Source organism: Microbispora corallina (assembly GCF_016863035.1).
GTDB classification, from domain to species: Bacteria; Actinomycetota; Actinomycetes; order Streptosporangiales; family Streptosporangiaceae; genus Microbispora; species Microbispora corallina.
In genome coordinates this window covers 25,148-43,670 of the sequence record NZ_BOOC01000035.1, presented here as the reverse complement: position 1 = coordinate 43,670, position 18,523 = coordinate 25,148, and the positions used below count along the sequence as shown (strand labels likewise).

Below are 18,523 nucleotides of genomic sequence, written 5' to 3'. Positions count from 1 at the left end.
ACCTAGTCGGTGGCTTCGAGTATGTGCTTCAACCGGGTGAGGTCGGCCTGCACGAGACCCGCGTCGCGGGAGAAGTCCTCGTCGCTCATGTCCGGGAGGCGGCGCAGGCTGAACACCACTTCGCAGCCGTCGCCATCGGCGATGACCCGCATCGGGTTGTAGATCACTTCGCCCGAGGGCAGGGTGACGTCGTGGTCGAGGACGCCGTACTCGTTGCGCTCCGCGAAGGCCAGGCCGACCCGCCCCGACGGGGTGTCCACGAACCACCGTCCGTCGACGTTCTCCACGGAACCGCCGAGCCCGGGAGCCCACTCCGGGAGATTCCTCGGGTCCGACGCGTACTGGTAGACGTCGGCCGCGTTCCGGTCGATCCGCTCGCTGATGTGCCTGGAGTCCGAAACCATGCCCGCCATGATGCCGGTCTCGCCATCCCGTCGCCGCGCAGGGGCACACCCCTGAAGCCGCGCCCAAACCGGCCCCTACCGCGGAGGCTTCGGCCGCCCGGTCGCCGCGACGACTGCGGCTGAGGCGCACAGCGCGGCGGTCCAGACGAGCGTGGCGCCGGCCGAGGTGTGGTCGGCGATGGCTCCAGCCGCCCACGGGCCGACGGCTTGGCCGGCGGCGAATACCGTGGTGAAAGCGGAGAGGGTGGGTGCCCAGTCCTCGGGGCGGGTGGCGCCGCGGATGGTCGCGGTGACGGCGGCCGGAACGGTCATGAAGGTGCCGCCGTAGGCCAGGACCGAGATGGCGAGGACAGCGTATGACGTGCTGACGAGGGCGAGGGCGCTCGCGCCGCCGAGCAGGGCCAGCAGGGTGGTGAGGACGCGGGCCGGCGGCCATGCGCCGATGAGAGGGTTCCAAAGGCGCGGTGCGGCCATGGCGCCGATCCCCAGGAGGGTCCACAGTGTGCTGATCAGCCACACGGGCGCGTGGTCCTGGGCCAGGGTGGCTGACAGGAAGGTGACGTAGGCGATGTATCCGCCGGCGAAGAGCAGGTAGGCGAGGGCGGTGCGCCACAGGCGCCCCATCCGGGGTCGACCGGTGGCCGACCGCAGTTCGGGTTCGTCGACTCGTGCGGCGGTCCAGCTGGCGGCGGTGGCCAGGAAGGCGAAGGCGGCCAGGCCGATCCAGGCCGACGGCCAGTCGTGCGGGGCGCGCGTCATCAGGGGTGGTAGCGATGCTCCGCAGACGGCGATGCCCAGCCCGGCGCCGGAGAAGTAGATCGTGATCGGGGCGGGGGAGCGCGCGGCGGCGGCGTTGCGCGAAGCGATCACGCCTCCCGCGACGAAGACCAGGGCGCCGGCGACGCCCGCCGCCGTGCGTGCGGTGAGCAGTGCCAGATACGCGCCGCTCACCGCGGTGGCGGCCAGGGCCAGGGCGGTGAGCATCATGCCCAGGTGGAAGGTCGCGGTGGGCCCCCACCGCCGCCCCAGGACGCCGGCAAGCAGGGCTCCCAGAAGGTATCCGAGGCTGTTGGCGGTCGTCAGCGCACCGGCTTGGGCAAGGCTCCAGTGCAGATCGGTCCGCATGGCCGGCAGGAGCAGGCCGTAGGCGAAGCGGGAGATGCCCAGAGCCGACGCGGTTCCCAGGGCGAGTCGTGCGGCGGCCCAGCGACGGGCAGGTGCCTGCCGCAGCAGAGGTCCCGTGGCCTCCGCAGGGGTGGGGATCAAGCTCACCTCGTGGTGTCTTTCAGGTGCCGGTCGAGGAAGGCGATCACCGTACGGGCGAGGGCGACGCGATGGTCGGACAGGGCGTGGTCGGTGTGGAAGACGTGGTGCTCGAGGCCCGGAACGGGGTGGGCGAGGTAGGCGTCCACCAGCGGCGCGTGATGGACGCCGGCGGGGGTGACGGTGTCGCGGCCGGTGCCGATCAGCAGCACGGGGCGGGTGGCCAGCCGTGGCGCGAGGCGGGCCAGGCTCCACGCGTCTCCTGCCGCCTCCATCTCCGTGACCAGCGCCTGCGCGTCGGTGCCGCGCAGGGCGAGCAGTTCGCCCGCCCAGTCTTCGAGGTAGGCGGCCCGCACGGCCGGGTCGCCCTGGCAGGCGGCGGCGGCGGTTCCGAAGTCGAACCCGGCCACCGAACCGACCGCGGCCACGCCGGGATCGGCGGCCGCGGTCATCAGCGCGGCGAAGCCGCCCGCGCTGTGCCCGATGACGGCCAGCCGGCCCGGGTCGAGGGCGTGGGCGCTCGCGGTCTCGGACTCCCGCAGGCGGGCGACCACGCGAGCGGAGTCCTCCAGCACATGCGCCCACGACCAGGAGCCGTCCATCCCCCAGGAGCCGCGGTAATGGAACACCAGCGACGCGTAGCCCGCTCGGCGCAGCGCCTGCGCGAGGTCGAAGTTCCGTTCGTTTCCGGGGAAGCCGTGCAGCAGGACCACGACCGGGTGCGGGCCGGGGCCCGGCGGCAGGTGCAGGACGCCCAGCAGCGTCGCACCCGCGCTCTGAAAGGTCACGGGCACGGTGCGCGCGGCAGGTCCCCGCGTATGGACGGGATCGGTGACGAGCGGGTCGGGCACAGCTGACTCCTCAAGATGGAACCGACTGGTTCGATCAGGAGGTTAGCAGCACATCGAACCGACTGGTACCATCTACGCATGCCGGTTCCCACAGGCAGCAGCCTGGACCCTGACCGCACCCGGGCGGCGATCCTTCGCACCGCGGAAGGCGTCCTGTACGCGCGCGGGCTTGACGGCGTGGGCATCGCGGAGCTGTGCGCCACCGCGGGCATTTCCAAGGAGACGCTCTACCGCCACTTCGGGTCGAAGGACGAACTCGTCCGCTGCGTCCTGGAAGCCCGCAGCGACCGCGTCACGCACTGGCTGGCCCGAGCGGCCGCGGACGCCGGTGACGACCCGGCGGCCCAACTCGCCGCGGTCTTCGACGCCCTCGGCCGCTGGTTCGACGAACCCGGCTTCCGCGGCTGCGCGATCGTCAACGCCGCCACCCAGCACCACACCGCCCCGGCCAGCACCATCGCCGCCCGCCATCTCGGCCGCTACCTGGACCTTCTCACCTCGATCGCCACCCGGGCCGGAGCCGCGGATCCCGCCGCCCTGGGACGGCGCCTCCTCCTGCTCCTGGAAGGCGCGACCGTGGTCGCCGACCACCTCGAAGGCCCCGGCGCCGCCGCCGACGCCCGCGAGGCGGCCCTCGCCCTCCTGAACAGCGCGGTCAAAAGACGCGCCTGAGGCGGGTGGCACAGGTATCCGCGGCCCTTCACCGAGCAGTCGCCGACGTCATGAGCCGGCCGCTACATCCCCGGGGAACAACCCGAGGCCACCGGTAGCCGTGTCCGTCAACAGAGTCGCGGTCAAGCAGCGTGCGTTTGACCTTCGTGTTGCTTGAAGCATCAGGATGGAGGCGTGGGGGGACAAGAAGATCGGATGACAATCGGGGTGTTCGCGCGGGCGGCGAACGTCACGACGAGTGCTCTGCGCTTCTACGACGACTGCGGCCTCGTACGGCCCGCGTCGGTCGATTCGGCGACCGGCTACCGGTACTACTCCGTGCACCAGCTCGATGAGGTCGTCCTGATCCGCCGGCTGCGTGCAGCGGGACTGCCGTTGGGTGAGGTACGGCGGGTCCTGGCCGGCCCGTTGGACGCGGCCGAGGAACTGCTGGCCGACCATCTGGCCGCGATGGAGCGGGCTGTCGAGGTCGCCCGTGCCAACGTCACCACCGCTCTGGACCTGATCCGTGTTCACCGCGGCGACGCTGTGTCGTTGCCGGGCCGGCTCCTTGCCGAGGCGATCGGGCAGGTCGCCCCGGCCGTTGAGGCCACCGGCGACATCCCCGTGCTCGGCGGAGTCCTGATCGAGGCGGCCGGCGGAGAAGTCGTCCTGGTGGCGACCGACCGATACCGCCTGGCGATCAGGTCGCTGCGCGCCGAACAGCAGCTTCGCGTGCCGGGCGCGGCGGTCGTCGCGGCGACCCACCTGAACGAAGCACGGCCGTGGATCGATGAGCAGGCTCGGGTGCGTCTGCGGTTCACCGGCACGCATGTCCGCCTCGACGGCCCAGGTGGCGAACGGATCCTGCCCGCGGTCGAGGAGACGTTTCCCGCCTACCGGGCCGTCCTCGACGACCTACCCGGTCCTGTGACGCGAGTGGTCGCCCCACGTGGCCCGCTGCTGCGGGCGCTGGGCCACGATCCGGAAGCGCGCCTGGACCTTGTCGTGGACGGTGCCCTGCGCATCAGGTCGTCCGCTCGTCACGACAGATCGGTGGCGATCCCGGCCGACATCACGGGTGAGCCGCTGGCGGTCAGCTTCACGTTCACCACGCTGCATCCGGCGCTGACGGCCGGCATCGGTCCAGACGTGATGCTGCAGATCAGTCGGCCTGACCTGCCCGTCGTCGTCCGCTCGGCCGACGACAGCGATCTCACCACCCTCGTCATGCCGGTCAAGGCGGCCTCCGGGCCGGACATCAAGGAGAATCGTGAGCCAGCCCGCTGATGCGAAGCCGGACGAGACCATGGCCCGCATCGTCGCCGCCGTGGAGCTCGGCCGATCAGGGCAGAGGGGCGAGGCCCGCGACGCCCTGACCGCCCTCTGGGACCGGATCGGCGCCGACGGCGACGCCTTTCACCGCTGCGTCCTCGCCCACTACCTCGCGGACCTTCAGGACAGCGCCGAAGCGGAACTCGTCTGGGACGAGCGCGCCCTGGCGGCCGTTGCCGACCTCACCGACGACCGTGCGCAGCGGTACCACTCCTCGCTACAGGTTCAGGGCTTCCTGCCCTCACTGCACCTCAACCTGGCCGACGTCCACCGCCGGCTGAGCAACACCGACCTGGCCCGCGAACACCTGGCGAACGCCCGTGACCTCGTCCAGTGCCTACCCGAAGACCAGTACGGCGCCATGGTCCGCGCCGGCATTCGAAACGTCACCGGCGCCCTCGACGCCGGATCGACGCACCGCCTCGATTCTCACCCGTAGGAGCCGAGTCGCCGGGCCACCCTCGGCCCGGTCCCCGAGGGCCCGATGCCAGGGCGGACGCTGGGAATGAGTTCTACTCTTCACGCGATCGTGCCGTCGGCGGTTGCCCTTGGCTAAGCGTTCGACCGCCGCGCCTCGCCTGAAAGAATACGACTTACTTTCATTCGGCGACCCGTCCCGCGACCCCCTCAGCACGCGCCAGAGATGCATACTCAGCGGGTCCAGCAGGGCGGATGTCCGACGGAACGCGAGGTCAACAGGGGCAGGCGGAGAGCCAAGGGCCGACCACGCCACCATGTTTCACTCCTGTGACAGGAGATAAGCATGCTTAATATCTTGACAGGGTGTCAGTAACCGGATCGTAATTAGTATCCACGCCTTCGGGACACCCCTCTTGAGGCATTCTCGCTGGTTCGACAACGGTCGTGGGGTACCGGCTCCGCGCCCCGCGTCGACGTCCGGTCCGCCGCACCACCCCTTTGCGGCGCCGCCGGCGGGTAACGCGCGTTTCCTGGAGAAGCACATGACTGCACGATTTCTGCGCAGGTCACCACCCGCCGCCTCCGGCACCCGGTCCGCGTCGCGGCCGTGACTCCCACCCCGGGAGGCTCCTCGGCCTCATGGCCGAACTCCCCATCCCCCATCACGGACAGCAAAGGAAGCTGCGTAACGTGAGGCACAAATCCTTCTTCACCGCGGTCGCCGTAGCGGCGCTCGTCGCCCTGGGAACGGCGGGTACCGCGCTCGGCGCGACCACGTCGGCCACGCGCAGCACCGCTGCGGCCGCGGCGACCGGCGGATGCGGCAAGGCTCCCGCGCTGGCGAGCGGTTCGCACACGATCACGAGCGGCGGCCAGAGCCGCAGCTACATCCTGCGGGTCCCCGCCAACTACGACAACAACCACCCCTACCGGTTGATCTTCGGGTTCCACTGGAACGGCGGCACCGCCAACGACGTCGACTCGGGCGGAACCGACGGCTACAACTGGTCGTACTACGGCCTGAGGCGCCTGGCCGACAACGCCGGCAACAGCACGATCTTCGTCGCGCCCCAGGGCATCGGCAACGGCTGGGCTAACTCCGGCGGCCGGGACGTGACCTTCGTCGACGACATGCTTCAGCAGATCGAGGCGGCCCTGTGCGTCGACACGGCGCAGATCTTCTCCTCGGGGTTCAGCTACGGCGGTGCGATGTCGTACGCGCTGGCCTGTGCCCGTCCGACCGTCTTCCGCGCGGTCGCGGTCTACTCCGGCGCGAACCTCAGCGGGTGCAGCGGCGGCACGCAGCCCGTCGCCTACATGGGGCTCCACGGCCTCAGGGACAACGTGCTGCCCATCTCCTCCGGACGGGCGCTGCGTGACACGTTCGTCAGGAACAACGGCTGCACCCCGCAGAACCCGCCGGAGCCCGCGCAGGGCAGCCTGACCCACATCGTCACCTACTACTCCGGGTGCCGAGCCGGATATCCGGTCGTCTGGGCCGCCTTCGACGGAGCCGGTCACGACCCCGGCCCGCGGGACGGGTGCACCTGTGACGGCTGGCAGACCTGGACCTCGGGAGAGGTGTGGAAGTTCTTCACCCAGCTCCAGAGCAACCCCTCCCCGTCACCCTCCGCCTCGCCGACCACCTCCCCGACCACCTCGCCCACGGGCAATCCGCCGGCGACGTCGGCGCTCCGGGGCGTGGGGTCGGGCCGGTGCCTGGACGTGCCCAACGCCTCCCAGAGCAACGGCACCCAACTGGCCATCTGGGACTGCAACGGGCAGACCAACCAGCAGTGGACCTCCACCACCGCCGGTGAGCTGCGCGTCTACGGCGGCAAGTGCCTGGACGTGAACGGCGCGGGAACCGCCGACGGCACCTCGGTGATCATCTGGGACTGCAACGGGCAGAACAACCAGAAGTGGCGCCTCAACTCCGACGGGTCCATCACCGCCGTCGGCGCGAACAAGTGCCTCGACGTCTCCGGCGCCGGCACCGCCAACGGCACCAAGGTCCAGATCTGGACCTGCAACGGCGCCGCCAACCAGAAGTGGACCCGCGTCTGAGTCCGCTGTCCGCGCCATCGTGGTGCGGGAGGTCGTTTCCGACGCGATGACGTGATCGAGGGGCGTCCGGCGAGAGAGTGTGCTCGCCGGACGCCCTGTCACGGGGCCGGCGACGAGAAGCGGCCGAGGAGCAGGGCGAGCCCCAGGTTCAGAAGCGGGTCGTTCCGCCGGTCCGGGCCACCGGCCGAGTCGCTCTTGCCCTGACGTCGGCGACAGGGTTCTAGCGTGATCGCGACGACACGGGCCCGAGGGAATGACGATGGAATTCGCGATCAGTTACTCCACCGCCGACGGGGTCGACCCCGGCAGGCTGGTGGCCTATGCCCGCCACGCCGAGGACTGCGGCTTCGAGGGGCTGTACCTGCCGGAACACCTCGTGTTGTATCCCGGCGCCGCGGTCGGGCCCTACGAGCTCCCGCCGGCGCTGCCGTACCCCGATCCGCTCGACTGCCTGGGCTTCGTCGCGGCGGCCACGCGGCGCCTCCTGCTCGGCACGGCCGTGCTGCTGCTGCCCTACCACCACCCGGTGGTCCTGGCCAAGCGGCTGGCGACCATCGACGTGCTGTCGCAGGGGCGGATGCGGCTCCTCACCGTGGGGCTGGGCACCCTGCCGGGCGAGGCCGCGGCGACGGGGGTCGACTTCGCCTCGCGGGGACGCCGCGCCGACGAGGCCATCGACGTGCTGCGCCTGCTCTGGGAGGGCGACGAGAAGGGTGTCAGCTTCGGCGGCGAGTTCTTCGCCTTCGACCGGGTGTGCAGCTACCCCAAGCCCCACGGCGTCACGCACCTGCCGATCCACGTCGGCGGGTCGAGCCGGGCGGCCGCACGCCGTGCCGGACGGCGCGGCGACGGCTACTTCCCCGGCGGCGCGCTCACCCCGCGGGAACGCGCGGTCCAGTGGGACCTGGCGCGCACCGCGGCCGCCGAGGCCGGCCGCGACCCCGCCGGGCTGGAGTACACACGGTGGGGATCGATCGACATGTCCCCCGAAAGCGTGGAGGCGTACGCGGCGCAGGGCGTGACCCGCGTCGTGGTCAGCCCCACCTCGGCCGAACCGGAACGGCAACGGGAGGAGATGTCCGCCTTCGCCCGGCGTTTCGCCCTCCCCGGCATCGGCTGACGTCCGTCACCCTCCGCGAGTACGGCGGATCCTCTTGAGAGACGCATACTGAGTATGCATACTTAGTATCCATGTCGATCAGACACGGTCTGCTCGCTTTGCTCAGCCGGGGGCCTCGGCACGGCTACCAGTTGCGGGTGGAGTTCGAGGCGTCAACAGGGGCGACCTGGCCGCTCAACATCGGCCAGGTCTATACGACGCTGTCCCGCATGGAGCGCGACGGCCTGGTCACGCCGGGGGAGTCCGACGACCAGGGCCGGGTCGTCTACACGATCACCGCGGCCGGCCTGGCGGAGCTGGCGCGATGGTTCGGCACCCCCGTCGTCCAGTCGGAGCGGCCACGGGACGAGCTGGTCATCAAGCTGGCCATGGCCGTCGCCGCCAGGGAGGTGGACGTCGCCGAGGTCATCCGCAGGCAGCGTACGGCGACCATGTCCGCCCTCCAGCAGCTGACCAGGGTCAAGCGAGCCGCCGCGGACGGCACGGACGGCGTGGCCCAGCGGCTCGTGCTCGATTCCATGATCTTCCAGGCCGAGGCCGAGCAACGGTGGCTGGACCACTGCGAAGCCGTTCTCAAGGAGGAGAGATGACGGTCGTACGGCTGGCCGAGGTGGCCAGAGTCCACGGGGAAGGAGCGACGGCCGTGCACGCTTTGAAGGGCGTGAGCCTCGAGGTCGATGCGGGGGAGCTGGTCGCGGTCATGGGGCCGTCCGGTTCGGGCAAGTCGACCCTGCTCAACCTCGCCGGCGGGCTCGACCGGCCCACGTCGGGGACGGTGCACATCGGCGAGCAGGACCTGGCCGCCGTGCGGGACCTGGCGGCGCTGCGGCGGCGCGGCGTCGGCTACGTCTTCCAGGACCTCAACCTCATCACGTCGCTGACGGCGGCGGAGAACGTCATGCTGCCGCGCGAGCTCGACGGCGTACGGGCACGTCTCGCCCGGGAGGAGGCCATGGCGGTGCTGGCGGAGGTCGACGTCGACGACCTGGCCGACCGCTTCCCGGACGAGCTGTCCGGCGGCCAGCGCCAGCGGGTCGCGATCGCCCGCGCCCTGGTGGGCGAGCGGCGCCTGCTGCTGGCCGACGAACCGACCGGCGCGCTCGACACGCGCACCGGCGACGAGATCATGCGATTACTGCGCGCCCGCTGTGACGCGGGAGCGGCGGTCCTGCTCGTCACCCATGAGCCGCGCTACGCCGCCTGGGCCGATCGGGTGGTGTTCCTCCGTGACGGGATGATCGCGGATTCCGCGAGCGCGCCCCTGGCGAGCGCGTGATGAGCGCCGTCCGCGCCGCGCTGCGCATCGCCCGGCGAACCGCATGGCGTTCCCGGGGACGGAGCGCGCTCATCATGGTCATGATCGGCCTGCCCGTGTTGGTGATCACGGCGGTGCTCACCCTCACCGAGACCATGCAGGTCAGTCCGCGGGAAGGACTGGTGGCGGAGCTCGGCGCGGCCGACGTCCGCCTCACGCAGGTACCCGAGGGCACGTCGGACCTCCGCCAGACGCCGAACGGGGCGAGCTTCAGCACGGGCGTCCATGGAGCGGCCGTGCCCCGGCTCGGCGCCGCCGAGGTGACGGCGCTGCTCGGGCCGGGCACCCGGGTGATCCCGTTCGACGCCGGCGTGCTCCGGCTGGGCACCGAGCGGGTCGACGCGCTGCGGACCGACCTGCGCGACCCGCTCACCAGGGGAATGCTGACGCTGAGTGAAGGCAGGCTTCCCGCCGCGGCCCGCGAGGTCGCGGTGACACCCGCGCTCGGCGTGCGGCCGGGCGATCACCTGCAACCGTCCGGCGGGCCGCCGCTGACGGTGGTGGGCGTGGTCGAGCATCCGTTCCGGCCGTCGCTCCGAGAGGTCGTGGGCCCGGATCTCGCGGTTGCGCCCGTGGATGAGCTCTGGTCTCCTCATGGGTACGGCACCGGATGGCTGGCCGACACTCCCAGGCCTGTGAGCTGGGCCGACGTGCCCGCGCTGAACAGAGCCGGCCTGTTCGTGACCTCCCGCGGCATGCTCACGGGCCCGGCTGGCGACCCGGTCCGCGCCCCGGGCCTCGACGTCCAGAGCACCGTCGGGATCGGCGCCATGGTGATCATGGTGATGCTGGAGACCGTGCTGCTGGCCGGGCCCGCCTTCGCGGTCGGGCTGCGGAGACGGCGCAGGGAACTGGCCGAGATCGCGGCGCAGGGCGGCTCGGCCTGGCACCTGCGCCTGATCGTGCTGGCCGACGGACTGGTCCTCGGCGGTGCGGCCGCCCTCGTGGCGACGGCGCTGGGCATCGGAGCCGGAACGCTCGGCGCGTCCGTCGTGGCGCGCTGGGGAGGGCAGGTCGGCCCGCCGGACGTGCCGTGGCCGCCGGTTCTGGTCGTCGCCGCGCTGGGCCTGCTCACCGGGCTCGTGGCGGCGCTGGTGCCCGCCGTACAGGCGGCCCGGCAGAACACCGCGACAGTGCTGGCCGGACGCGCGCCCGCGGCGGACGACCGGCCGGGACTGCCCCTGGCGGGAGCCGTGCTGGTGCTGGCCGGGCTGGGGGCGACCGTGGTGGCGCGCCGCCAGCCGAGCTCGATGTGGGTGCTCGCCTCCGCGGTGCCGGTCCTGCTCGGGCTGGTGATGGTGACCCCGTGGCTGGTCGGCCGCACGGGACGGCCGGCCGCGCGGTTGCGGCTCCCGCTCCGGGTGTCCGTCCGCGACGCGGTCCGCCACCGATCCCGGACGGCCAGCGCCGTCGCGGCCGTCATGGCGGTCACGGCCACGGTCGTGGCGGTGGGCATCGGCACCTACAGCGAATACATGGACCGGCGCGACGCCTACACCTCGGCGCGCCCGACCGGCACGCTGGCGATCTGGGCCGGCGACATCGGCGACACCGCGTGGAACGGGCTTCGCGCAGAAGTGGCCCGCCAACTGCCGGGTGTGCCACTGGCCGCCGGCTACCAGGCGAGGAACGCCGAGGGCCGCCGATACGCGCTGCGGTACACCGTGCGGTGGAACGGCATCCGGACGCGCCGCACCGCGGCCATCGGCGACCAGGATCTGCTGGGGCTCCTGCAAGGGCGCCACGACCCGCGGGCGGCGGCGGCGCTGGCGAGCGGCAAGGCCGTGGTGTTCGACCCGGCCGCGGTGCGGAACGGCAGGCTGACGCTCCGGGCGAGCTCCACCGGAGGCCCTCCGCGCACGCTCGACGTGCCCGCGGTGGTGGCCGCACCCGCCGACGAGTACCAGGGCGGCGCCCTGCTGCCGCGCGCCCTGGTCGAGCAGGCGGGTTTCTCGACGGCGGAGCGCCAGCTGTACGCCATGTACCGGCTGCCGGAGAGCTCGACGCTGGTCCGCGATCTCGCGAAGGTGACTCCCCGGGTGACCGTCGCCTTCGAGGAGGGCTATCGCAACGTGCCCGACCCCGGCCTGTGGGGCTGGCTCGTGGGCGCTCTCGTCCTGGTCGTCGGCGGCACGCTGGCCGCGACCCGCCTGGCGTCCGCCGACATGCGTCCCGAGCGGGCGACGATGTCGGCCATCGGCGCCCCGCCCGGGACGCTGCGGCTGGTCGTGGCCGGCCAGGCCCTGTACATCTCCGGGCTCGGCGCGCTGATGGGGCTGGTCGCCGGAACGGTGACGGGTCTCGCGCTGACCCGGCCGATGACGACGCACGGCGCCGGGGATCCCGCCACGATCGCCATACCGTGGTCGTTCGTGATCGCCGTGGTGGTGGGGCTGCCCGTCCTGGCGTCGGCGGCGGCCTTGATCACCCGGACCCGGCTGCCCCTCGCCCGCCGGCTCCCCTGACGGGAATCTCCTCGCGACGCCCCGCCGGAGCATCAGCGATGGTGCGAGTGGTCGTGGTCGTGGCCCGGGGGGCGCCGGGCCAGGACCTCGGTCCGTGCGGCGACCTCGTCCGCGGACACGGTGCACAGACCGGGGAGGACGTCCTCCAGGGCGGCCAGCCAGAGCCCGCTACGACAAGACCCTGACCCCCGTCGGTCTCCGGCGACGCAGTTCAGACCCCTGAGCCGAGTAAGCCGGTCGCTCGCCGCTTTCGCCCGGGTCTTCCGTGAGCGGTCGATTGGGCCGGTGACAACCGACGTGCCATCAGTTAACGTTCTTTACAATTCTCCTTCAGCGGAGGTTGGGCATGCGTCGGCTGGTCCTGCTTGTCTTCCTGCTCATCCCGTTCCTCGCGGCACCAGCGCGCGCCGCGGCGGCGCCGATCCAGGTCTACGGCTCGTGGCACTGCGGGGACGACGCCTGTATCTGGGGCACCGTTCGCGACATCGGCGAGTTCGACAGCAAGAACCACTGGCTGGTCGATCGGGGCGACGGCCGCCCGTCGGTCAACCTCGTGGTGCTCAGCTTCGTCCATCCCGTGAAGCTCCTGCACAGGACAACGGACGCGCAGACCCTCGACGGCGTGCCCCGCGGCATGACCGCGGACATCGTGAGCTACTTCAAGAGCCGCGGCATCAGGGTCATGCTGTCCATCGGCGGCATCACCTACACCGACGCGTGGGACTCCGCGCTGGCCGAGAACGCCGCCCAGTTCGGCCGCAACGCCGCCGAGGTCGCCCAACGACTCGGCGTCGGCATCGAGATCGACTACGAGGAGAACACCGGCCCCAACCTCGTGGGTCTGCAGGCGTTCATCGACGCCTACCGCGCCGTCCTGCCGTACGATCCGAGCGGGGCGAACCCCGCCGCCCGGCTGACCATCGACCTGGCCGCGGGGGACCGCTGGCTGATCGACATCGGCCGCAAGGCCACGGCCGACTGGCTCCGCGCCGACCGGCCGGTCCTCGACTACGCCAACGCGATGGTGCCCGCACGCCAGCCCAGCACCTCGGGCGCGATCGACAACTGGCAGGAGCACATCGACGGGAAGCCGCAGTACTCACCGGCCTTCCCGCCGCTGGCTCCCGCGAAGTTCACCGGCGGCCTCTACATCGCCGAGGGCAGCAAGGTACGCCCGGAGTGCGCGAACTTCAGCACCTCCCTGCAGAACTCCACCGGCACCTTCGTGCAGACGGCCGCTCCCAAGGGCGCCGGGACCAGTTCCGGCCTGCTCGGCTACATGTTCTGGGCGGCCGAGCGTCCCTCCACGCGCGGCGTGACCACCGCCCCTCCCAACAGTTGTGAGGGCGGCGTGGGCGGCGGGGCCACCGCCTACGCGATACCGATCCCCATGCCGGCACTCCGGCAGAGCTAGTGCGTTGGCCACATACGTTCACCGGGTCTGATGACACGCCGTTCCAGGTCCATGGCGGGTGTGCCGGGTGGCCCCACCAGTTAGCCCGAGTAACGGGGCGACTGTTACGTTCCGGGCATGAAAAGAGTCCCGTTCACCGGTGGTGAGAAGGAAAGCCTCCAGGCCAGCATGGACCGGCATCGCGACGCGGTGCTGTGGAAGGTCGAGGGCCTGGACGACGAGGCGCTGCGACGCCCCATGACCCCGTCTGGGACGAACCTTCTGGGCCTGGTCAAGCATCTGGCGGCCGTCGAGTACTGGTGGTTCGCCGACACGTTCGGGCAGGAGCACGAGGAGCTCCCGTTCGACGACGATGACGAGGACGCCGACCTGCGCGTCGACCCCGGCGAGACCACGGCCGACGTCCTCGCCTTCTACGCCCGCGCCCGCGCGTCCTCGGACGAGGTCATCGAGAAGTTCGGCCTCGAGGACCTCGGCACCAACGAGCGCGGCGAGAGGATGACGCTGCGCTGGGTGCTCATTCACATGATCGAGGAGACCGCCCGGCACGTCGGCCACATGGACATCGTGCGCGAGCTCATCGACGGCGCGAGCGGCGACCACCGGCGCGCCTAGAAGTGCTGTCACCGGAAACGATCACCAGATTGGGTGGGGATTTCAGGCGGCTGGTGCAAGGGGGCGGCCGCCCCAGCGGAGACCCTTCTCGCTTCGGACGCGGGCGCGTTCGCGGCGTGGGGCGGTCAGCACGTCGGGGTGACGGGCGTGGGCGTTACGCCAGCGCAGGCAGGCGTGCAGGGCCCGGGTCTGGACGGTGTGGTTGCGGTGGCTGGAGTTGGCCAGAGTGAACTGGCGCAACGGTCCGAAGTGCGTCTCGATCGGGTTGGCCCAGGAGGCGTAGGTCGGCGTGAACAGCAGCCTGACCTTGTTCTTCTCGGCCCAGGCGCGGATGCGCCAGTTCTTATGCGCCGACAGATTGTCCAGGATGACGTAGATCGGGGCACCATCCGGCCGGGCGGCACGGATGGATTTCAGCGCGGCCCAGGTGGGGGCGATGCCCTTGCGTGCGCGGTTGACGCCCCACAGCAGGTCGTCGCCGACGGAGTAGCAGCCATGGAAGTAGGTGACGCCCTGGGTGCGGCGGTAGGTGGCCGGCAGCCGGTCCGGCTTACCCGCAGGTGCCCAGCCGGATCCGGCGGTGGGCCGGATGCCCAAGGGTCCGAACTCGTCGAAGGCGAAGGTGCGTTCTGGCCGGTGGGTCAGGGCGTACTCGATTTCGTGTAACGCCTCGCGGCCGATGGTGATGGCCCGGTCGGGCAGGCGAAGCAGGTAGTCGAGCAGTTTGCGGATGGACCAGCGGGTGAAGGGCTGGCCGAGCTTGGCAGGTCGGGTGGTGGCCGTCGCCGTGATGAAGTCTTCGTCGTCAGCACTCAGCAGGCGGGGACGGCCTCCCGCCCACTGAGGGTCCAGGCAGCCCAGCCCGATTATCTGTACAAGCAGCGCAACACGGCGGAACGCTGATCAATCGGATCAAGGAGTGGCGTGGCCTGGCCTTCCGCTTCGACAAGACCCCCGAGAGCTATCTCGCCGGCCTCCATTTACGTGGGGCCATCTTGTGGATACGAAGCCTCCGGCCTGCCTGAAGATCCGAACTCCGTACATGCCCTTTGCCACGGCAGCGCCCTGACGGCGGTGATCCGCGGCGCCGCCCGAAGCGCACGAGCGGGGGCGGCGGTTGGACGCGGGGCGGTTGCGGCCGGCTCGGCTCTCCGTGCCCGGCCAGAGCACCGGAACCCCGCAAACCCGGATGCGGACGACCACCAGGGGTGAGGACCGGGGGCCAGCACCTCACTACGGCGCAGGCGAAACCATCAGACGCGACCTCGCCGTGTCCGCACACCAAGATCGGAAAAGGGGGAGAACAAGCTCGGCCGGCAGGCGCCCCGTTGCTCGGCGGCCGATGGCAGGGGCGGCGCGAGGGTCACTCGCCGGAGGCGGCCTGTTCTCGCTTGCGGGCGCGGTAGGCGCGCAGGTTTGCGGCGTTGCCGCAGAACCGTACGTCGTGCCAGACGCCGCTGTTGTTGCGTGAACGGTCGTAGAACGCACACTGGCAGCGCTCGTTGCGGCATATCTTCAGTCGCCGCCGCTGGTCGGTCTGCTGGGCCTGGAGGCATTCGATCAGCACGAGCGATGCGACCCTCCGCCATCCGGTACCCGAAGGTTCTGCGACGACCGTGCCACGCTCGTCGACCTGCATCGAGACGGACAGTGTGGGAAGGGCGGCCAGTACCTGCGCGGACACGGCCTCGGCGCCGTCGCTCTGATCGGAGAGAAGCCTGCGGAGAGCCCATCTCAGATCCCGCAGCGCCTCGCAGTCACGATCGGTGAGGTCCACAGCAGGAGCGGGCCGACCGGAAGCCGCGCTCCACTGGGCGAGCGCCTCGCTCAACCACGTCTGCGCGGCGCTGGGGTCGTCGAGCCAGTCAGCATGGCGCGGCCTGCCGGCGGGCGAGGTGTTGAGCAGGTCCTGGACGAACGCGAGACCGCCGGGAGCAGTTTCCAAGGCATAGCGCTCCGTGGCCGGCCACGTCATCGCGTTGTCCTTTCTCCGGGGACACGACATCCCCAGGCGTCACGTAGCACCGACATGGTGTGTCCGCGGATCCTAACGGACATGTCCGCACTGCCGACGGGCCCGTCAGGTCCTCCCTTGGCGCTGTGGCATACGCGCCGTGTCCCCTGTTGCGGCGTCACCCTGTTGCGGCGCGCTGGGTCACAGAGCGAGCAGGATGCGGCCGAAGGGGCCGCCCTCAGCCAGGAGGCGCTGTGCCTCGGAAGCCTTCTCCAGCGGGAGGACCTGCGCCACCTTCGGGTGGAGCTCACCCTGCGAGACCAGGTCGAGCAGGGCCGCGTTGGCGGCGTTGACCTGCTCGGGGGTGAACAAGGCGAACCTGAATCCGTGGATGTGGGCGTTCTTCCATATCAGGTCGGTCACGTTGATCTCGGCACGCACTCCAGCCGCGTAACCGATGCTGACGAGGGTGCCGCCCACGGCCAACGAGCCGAGTGCCTCCCCGGTGACCGAACCCCCGACGCCGTCCAGCACGACGTCCACGCCCTTACCGTCGGTCAGCCGCGCCACCCCTTCACGCAGCGACTCGTGCGTGAGGTCGATGACCTCATACCCTGCGGACCGGCCCAGCTCCGCCTTCTCGGTGGTGGTGGCCGTGGTGATGGCCTGCGACGCGCCCAGGACACGGGCGACCTCCACGCCGCCCTGACCGACCGCACCGCCGACGCCCGGCGCCAGTACGCTCCGGCCGCCGCGGAAGCCCGCCAACTCTTTCAGCGCCAGGTAAGCGGTCAGGTAACCGGCGCCGGTGGTCAGCGCGGCGGCGGTCTCGTCGTCGACGCCGTCCGGGATCGGCACCAGATGGGCCGCGTCAACCGCGATGTAGTCGGCCCACGAACCGTCGGTGCTCACCCCGTACCGTCCTCCGCTCAGCACGACACGGTCACCTGCGGCCAACCCCGAGGCGCCGGGCTCCTCGACCCGCCCCACACCGAAACCACCCGGCCGGATCGGCAGTGGCTTGTGCAGGGCGGGTGCGAGTTTTCCCGAACGCACCGTCTCGTCCAGTGGGTTGACCCCGGCCACCGACATCCTGACGAGCACCTGCCCCTCGGTGGGCACCGGCAGGCGCCTCTCCCGCAACTCCAGTACGTCATAGCTGCCGAACCGGTCGTATTCAATCGCGCGCATGGCTCGTTCCTCACCTCGGCCCCGCCGATCGGTCGGACGACCGATGGCTCATGGCATGAAAGAAGCTTAACCAGATTGGTTATGTCCGTCCAGTGGCTGGGTCGGGCTCTCGCCCTCAAGTCGACTTCGCCATACGTCCCAGGTGGCCGACCGAAGTGGTCCGCAGGGCTTCGAGCCCGACCGGCCGAATCAACATATGTGACAACTTCACGGCTATGTCTTGCTGAGAGTCGACCGCGAGCTGGGAAGCCGCCGTGTCCGGGGCGGGACGCGCCGGCGCCGCTCGGCCGAGTGGACCGAGGCCGGCGTGCGGCCCGGCCTTCACGAAACCCTTCGTCGGGGCCGGTTGAACGCGATGATGTGGCGGTTCCGCACGGGCATTCCATGGCGGGAGGCGCGCACCCGCTGCCGACGGACCCGAAGACGAGGACGGGACTCGAAGTGCACGCCGGCGGCTGCGGCTGCGACGCCAGGCACGGCTGAAGGCGGCTGGACTGGGCCGCTCGCATGGCGGGCTGACCAGCAAGCAGACAAGGCGTACTCCTCCCGCGCCAACCGCACCTAACTGCGCCAACGCCACATCCGAGCGGTGATCCCCGAGAAGGCGGACATGGCCCCACTCAAGGCCTGCCTGAAGATCCGAACTCCGTACATGCCCTAGACGCGGTCAGGTGGCCATCGGGCTGCTCCCGATCTCGATCGTTGGTCCGGTCCGTCAACTGGCGGAAGAAGTCCTGATCGGCGAAGGCGTGGCCGGATCGGGGGACAGGTACGCGCGGGCAGGGCCTGCTTGGCGCCGTCGCGGTCCTGCCAGCGCGCCGCCGGCACCACGACCGCACCGGCAGGCCGCCTGTGCCGGTGATGACGAACCGTTACTCCACGGGGCGCGCGATAGGCGGCGCACCCCGATGGCGCAGTTCTCCATGGATCAGGACGCAGTTCAAGGAGCGTCGATGCGGCTCGGGCACGACTTAGGAGCAGTAGGAGCGGTGCCAGGTGAGAAACTTCGTCCGCGAAATGACGGATCCTGGGATTCCAAACTTCACCTGGTCGCGATTGAGATTCATCGCCTGGGGGACGGTGAACTCTGTCTGACCGAAGCTGCCGTTTTTTCCATCGCCGGGCCAGGCGGATATGACGTACGTGTTGCCGCCTTCCAGTGCCTTCGGGTCACCCGAGTCCACCTTCCATCCTGGCCGATCTCTGACAATGGGGAGTTCCGCCATCTCTCCGCTGATGGCCGTGCTTGAGAACGTGACCATGGAACGCCATCCCTTGCTTTCGTACCGTCCGATGTCTACGTGTATCACATCGGGGCGGTCACACCACCAAATCACCCCCGTTGCCGTTTTCCCGTCTCCAGAGACCCCAATCTCGCCGCTGAATCCGTTGACGCAGCCTGCAAGTGTGCCAAGCATCACAAGAAGGCTGACACTTACGATGATTCGCGTGGAGAAT

General features: G+C 70.5%; 16 protein-coding genes and 1 pseudogene. 10 read left to right on the top strand and 7 right to left on the bottom strand.

What is annotated here, in order from left to right; translation table 11 throughout:
• Positions 1-2: 2 nt before the first annotated feature.
• The 3 genes from Mco01_RS30215 to Mco01_RS30205 form a co-directional block, all read right to left on the bottom strand.
• Entirely contained in the window at positions 3-404 is a 402-nt protein-coding gene (locus tag Mco01_RS30215) for an SRPBCC family protein (RefSeq protein WP_204060261.1), read from the bottom strand.
• Between the two features lie 75 nt (positions 405-479).
• Positions 480-1,676: a YbfB/YjiJ family MFS transporter gene (locus Mco01_RS30210; protein ID WP_239104009.1), complete on the bottom strand. Its 1,197-nt coding sequence runs from the start codon at positions 1,674-1,676 to the stop codon at positions 480-482.
• Positions 1,673-2,518, bottom strand: coding sequence for an alpha/beta hydrolase family protein (locus Mco01_RS30205; protein ID WP_204060260.1), 846 nt, complete (start codon positions 2,516-2,518; stop codon positions 1,673-1,675). The genes Mco01_RS30210 and Mco01_RS30205 overlap by 4 nt, the downstream gene beginning before the upstream one ends.
• A gap of 78 nt (positions 2,519-2,596) precedes the next feature.
• On the opposite strand from Mco01_RS30205, the gene Mco01_RS30200 reads away from it, so the two are divergent.
• From Mco01_RS30200 to Mco01_RS30155, 10 genes are all read left to right on the top strand, one after another.
• Positions 2,597-3,190, top strand: coding sequence for a TetR/AcrR family transcriptional regulator (locus Mco01_RS30200; RefSeq protein WP_204060259.1), 594 nt, complete (start codon positions 2,597-2,599; stop codon positions 3,188-3,190).
• A gap of 195 nt (positions 3,191-3,385) precedes the next feature.
• Positions 3,386-4,459, top strand: coding sequence for a DNA polymerase III subunit beta family protein (locus Mco01_RS30195; RefSeq protein WP_204060258.1), 1,074 nt, complete (start codon positions 3,386-3,388; stop codon positions 4,457-4,459).
• Positions 4,443-4,943: a hypothetical protein gene (locus Mco01_RS30190; RefSeq protein ID WP_204060257.1), complete on the top strand. Its 501-nt coding sequence runs from the start codon at positions 4,443-4,445 to the stop codon at positions 4,941-4,943. The genes Mco01_RS30195 and Mco01_RS30190 overlap by 17 nt, the downstream gene beginning before the upstream one ends.
• A gap of 671 nt (positions 4,944-5,614) precedes the next feature.
• Positions 5,615-6,991, top strand: a complete 1,377-nt coding sequence (locus Mco01_RS30185; RefSeq protein WP_239104008.1) for a lectin — start codon at positions 5,615-5,617, stop codon at positions 6,989-6,991.
• 259 nt (positions 6,992-7,250) lie between these two features.
• Entirely contained in the window at positions 7,251-8,111 is an 861-nt protein-coding gene (locus Mco01_RS30180) for a TIGR03619 family F420-dependent LLM class oxidoreductase (protein ID WP_204060256.1), read from the top strand.
• A 71-nt stretch (positions 8,112-8,182) separates the two neighbouring features.
• Positions 8,183-8,701, top strand: coding sequence for a PadR family transcriptional regulator (locus Mco01_RS30175; RefSeq protein ID WP_204060255.1), 519 nt, complete (start codon positions 8,183-8,185; stop codon positions 8,699-8,701).
• Positions 8,698-9,387: an ABC transporter ATP-binding protein gene (locus Mco01_RS30170; protein ID WP_204060254.1), complete on the top strand. Its 690-nt coding sequence runs from the start codon at positions 8,698-8,700 to the stop codon at positions 9,385-9,387. The genes Mco01_RS30175 and Mco01_RS30170 overlap by 4 nt, the downstream gene beginning before the upstream one ends.
• On the top strand, positions 9,387-11,891 hold the full coding sequence (locus Mco01_RS30165) for an FtsX-like permease family protein (protein WP_204060253.1): 2,505 nt from the start codon (positions 9,387-9,389) through the stop codon (positions 11,889-11,891). Before Mco01_RS30170 ends, Mco01_RS30165 begins: the two co-directional genes overlap by 1 nt.
• Positions 11,892-12,237: 346 nt before the next feature.
• Positions 12,238-13,305 (top strand): glycoside hydrolase family 18 protein, encoded by a 1,068-nt coding sequence (locus tag Mco01_RS30160; RefSeq protein ID WP_204060252.1) that lies wholly within the window; start codon positions 12,238-12,240, stop codon positions 13,303-13,305.
• 117 nt (positions 13,306-13,422) lie between these two features.
• Complete coding sequence (locus Mco01_RS30155; protein ID WP_193204411.1) at positions 13,423-13,920, top strand: DinB family protein; 498 nt, start codon at positions 13,423-13,425, stop codon at positions 13,918-13,920.
• A gap of 42 nt (positions 13,921-13,962) precedes the next feature.
• Here Mco01_RS30155 and Mco01_RS30150 read toward each other — a convergent pair.
• The 4 genes and pseudogenes from Mco01_RS30150 to Mco01_RS30130 all read right to left on the bottom strand — a co-directional run.
• Positions 13,963-14,784: pseudogene (locus tag Mco01_RS30150) on the bottom strand (transposase); the annotation flags it as partial.
• A 499-nt stretch (positions 14,785-15,283) separates the two neighbouring features.
• Entirely contained in the window at positions 15,284-15,895 is a 612-nt protein-coding gene (locus Mco01_RS30140; protein WP_204060251.1) for a CGNR zinc finger domain-containing protein, read from the bottom strand.
• A 180-nt stretch (positions 15,896-16,075) separates the two neighbouring features.
• Complete coding sequence (locus tag Mco01_RS30135) at positions 16,076-17,065, bottom strand: quinone oxidoreductase family protein (RefSeq protein ID WP_204060250.1); 990 nt, start codon at positions 17,063-17,065, stop codon at positions 16,076-16,078.
• Positions 17,066-18,036: 971 nt separating this feature from the next.
• Entirely contained in the window at positions 18,037-18,483 is a 447-nt protein-coding gene (locus Mco01_RS30130; protein ID WP_204060249.1) for a hypothetical protein, read from the bottom strand.
• Positions 18,484-18,523 lie beyond the last annotated feature (40 nt).

Excerpts from the sequence above, each read along its gene's own strand:
- Mco01_RS30200 (WP_204060259.1), top strand. The coding sequence starts at position 2,597 with ATGCCGGTTCCCACAGGCAGCAGCCTGGACCCTGACCGCACCCGGGCG.
- Mco01_RS30165 (WP_204060253.1), top strand. The coding sequence starts at position 9,387 with ATGAGCGCCGTCCGCGCCGCGCTGCGCATCGCCCGGCGAACCGCATGG.
- Mco01_RS30130 (WP_204060249.1), bottom strand. The coding sequence starts at position 18,483 with ATGCTTGGCACACTTGCAGGCTGCGTCAACGGATTCAGCGGCGAGATT.
- Mco01_RS30160 (WP_204060252.1), top strand. The coding sequence starts at position 12,238 with ATGCGTCGGCTGGTCCTGCTTGTCTTCCTGCTCATCCCGTTCCTCGCG.
- Mco01_RS30180 (WP_204060256.1), top strand. The coding sequence starts at position 7,251 with ATGGAATTCGCGATCAGTTACTCCACCGCCGACGGGGTCGACCCCGGC.
- Mco01_RS30135 (WP_204060250.1), bottom strand. The coding sequence starts at position 17,065 with ATGCGCGCGATTGAATACGACCGGTTCGGCAGCTATGACGTACTGGAG.
- Mco01_RS30175 (WP_204060255.1), top strand. The coding sequence starts at position 8,183 with ATGTCGATCAGACACGGTCTGCTCGCTTTGCTCAGCCGGGGGCCTCGG.
- Mco01_RS30195 (WP_204060258.1), top strand. The coding sequence starts at position 3,386 with ATGACAATCGGGGTGTTCGCGCGGGCGGCGAACGTCACGACGAGTGCT.
- Mco01_RS30170 (WP_204060254.1), top strand. The coding sequence starts at position 8,698 with ATGACGGTCGTACGGCTGGCCGAGGTGGCCAGAGTCCACGGGGAAGGA.
- Mco01_RS30140 (WP_204060251.1), bottom strand. The coding sequence starts at position 15,895 with ATGACGTGGCCGGCCACGGAGCGCTATGCCTTGGAAACTGCTCCCGGC.
- Mco01_RS30155 (WP_193204411.1), top strand. The coding sequence starts at position 13,423 with ATGAAAAGAGTCCCGTTCACCGGTGGTGAGAAGGAAAGCCTCCAGGCC.
- Mco01_RS30215 (WP_204060261.1), bottom strand. The coding sequence starts at position 404 with ATGGTTTCGGACTCCAGGCACATCAGCGAGCGGATCGACCGGAACGCG.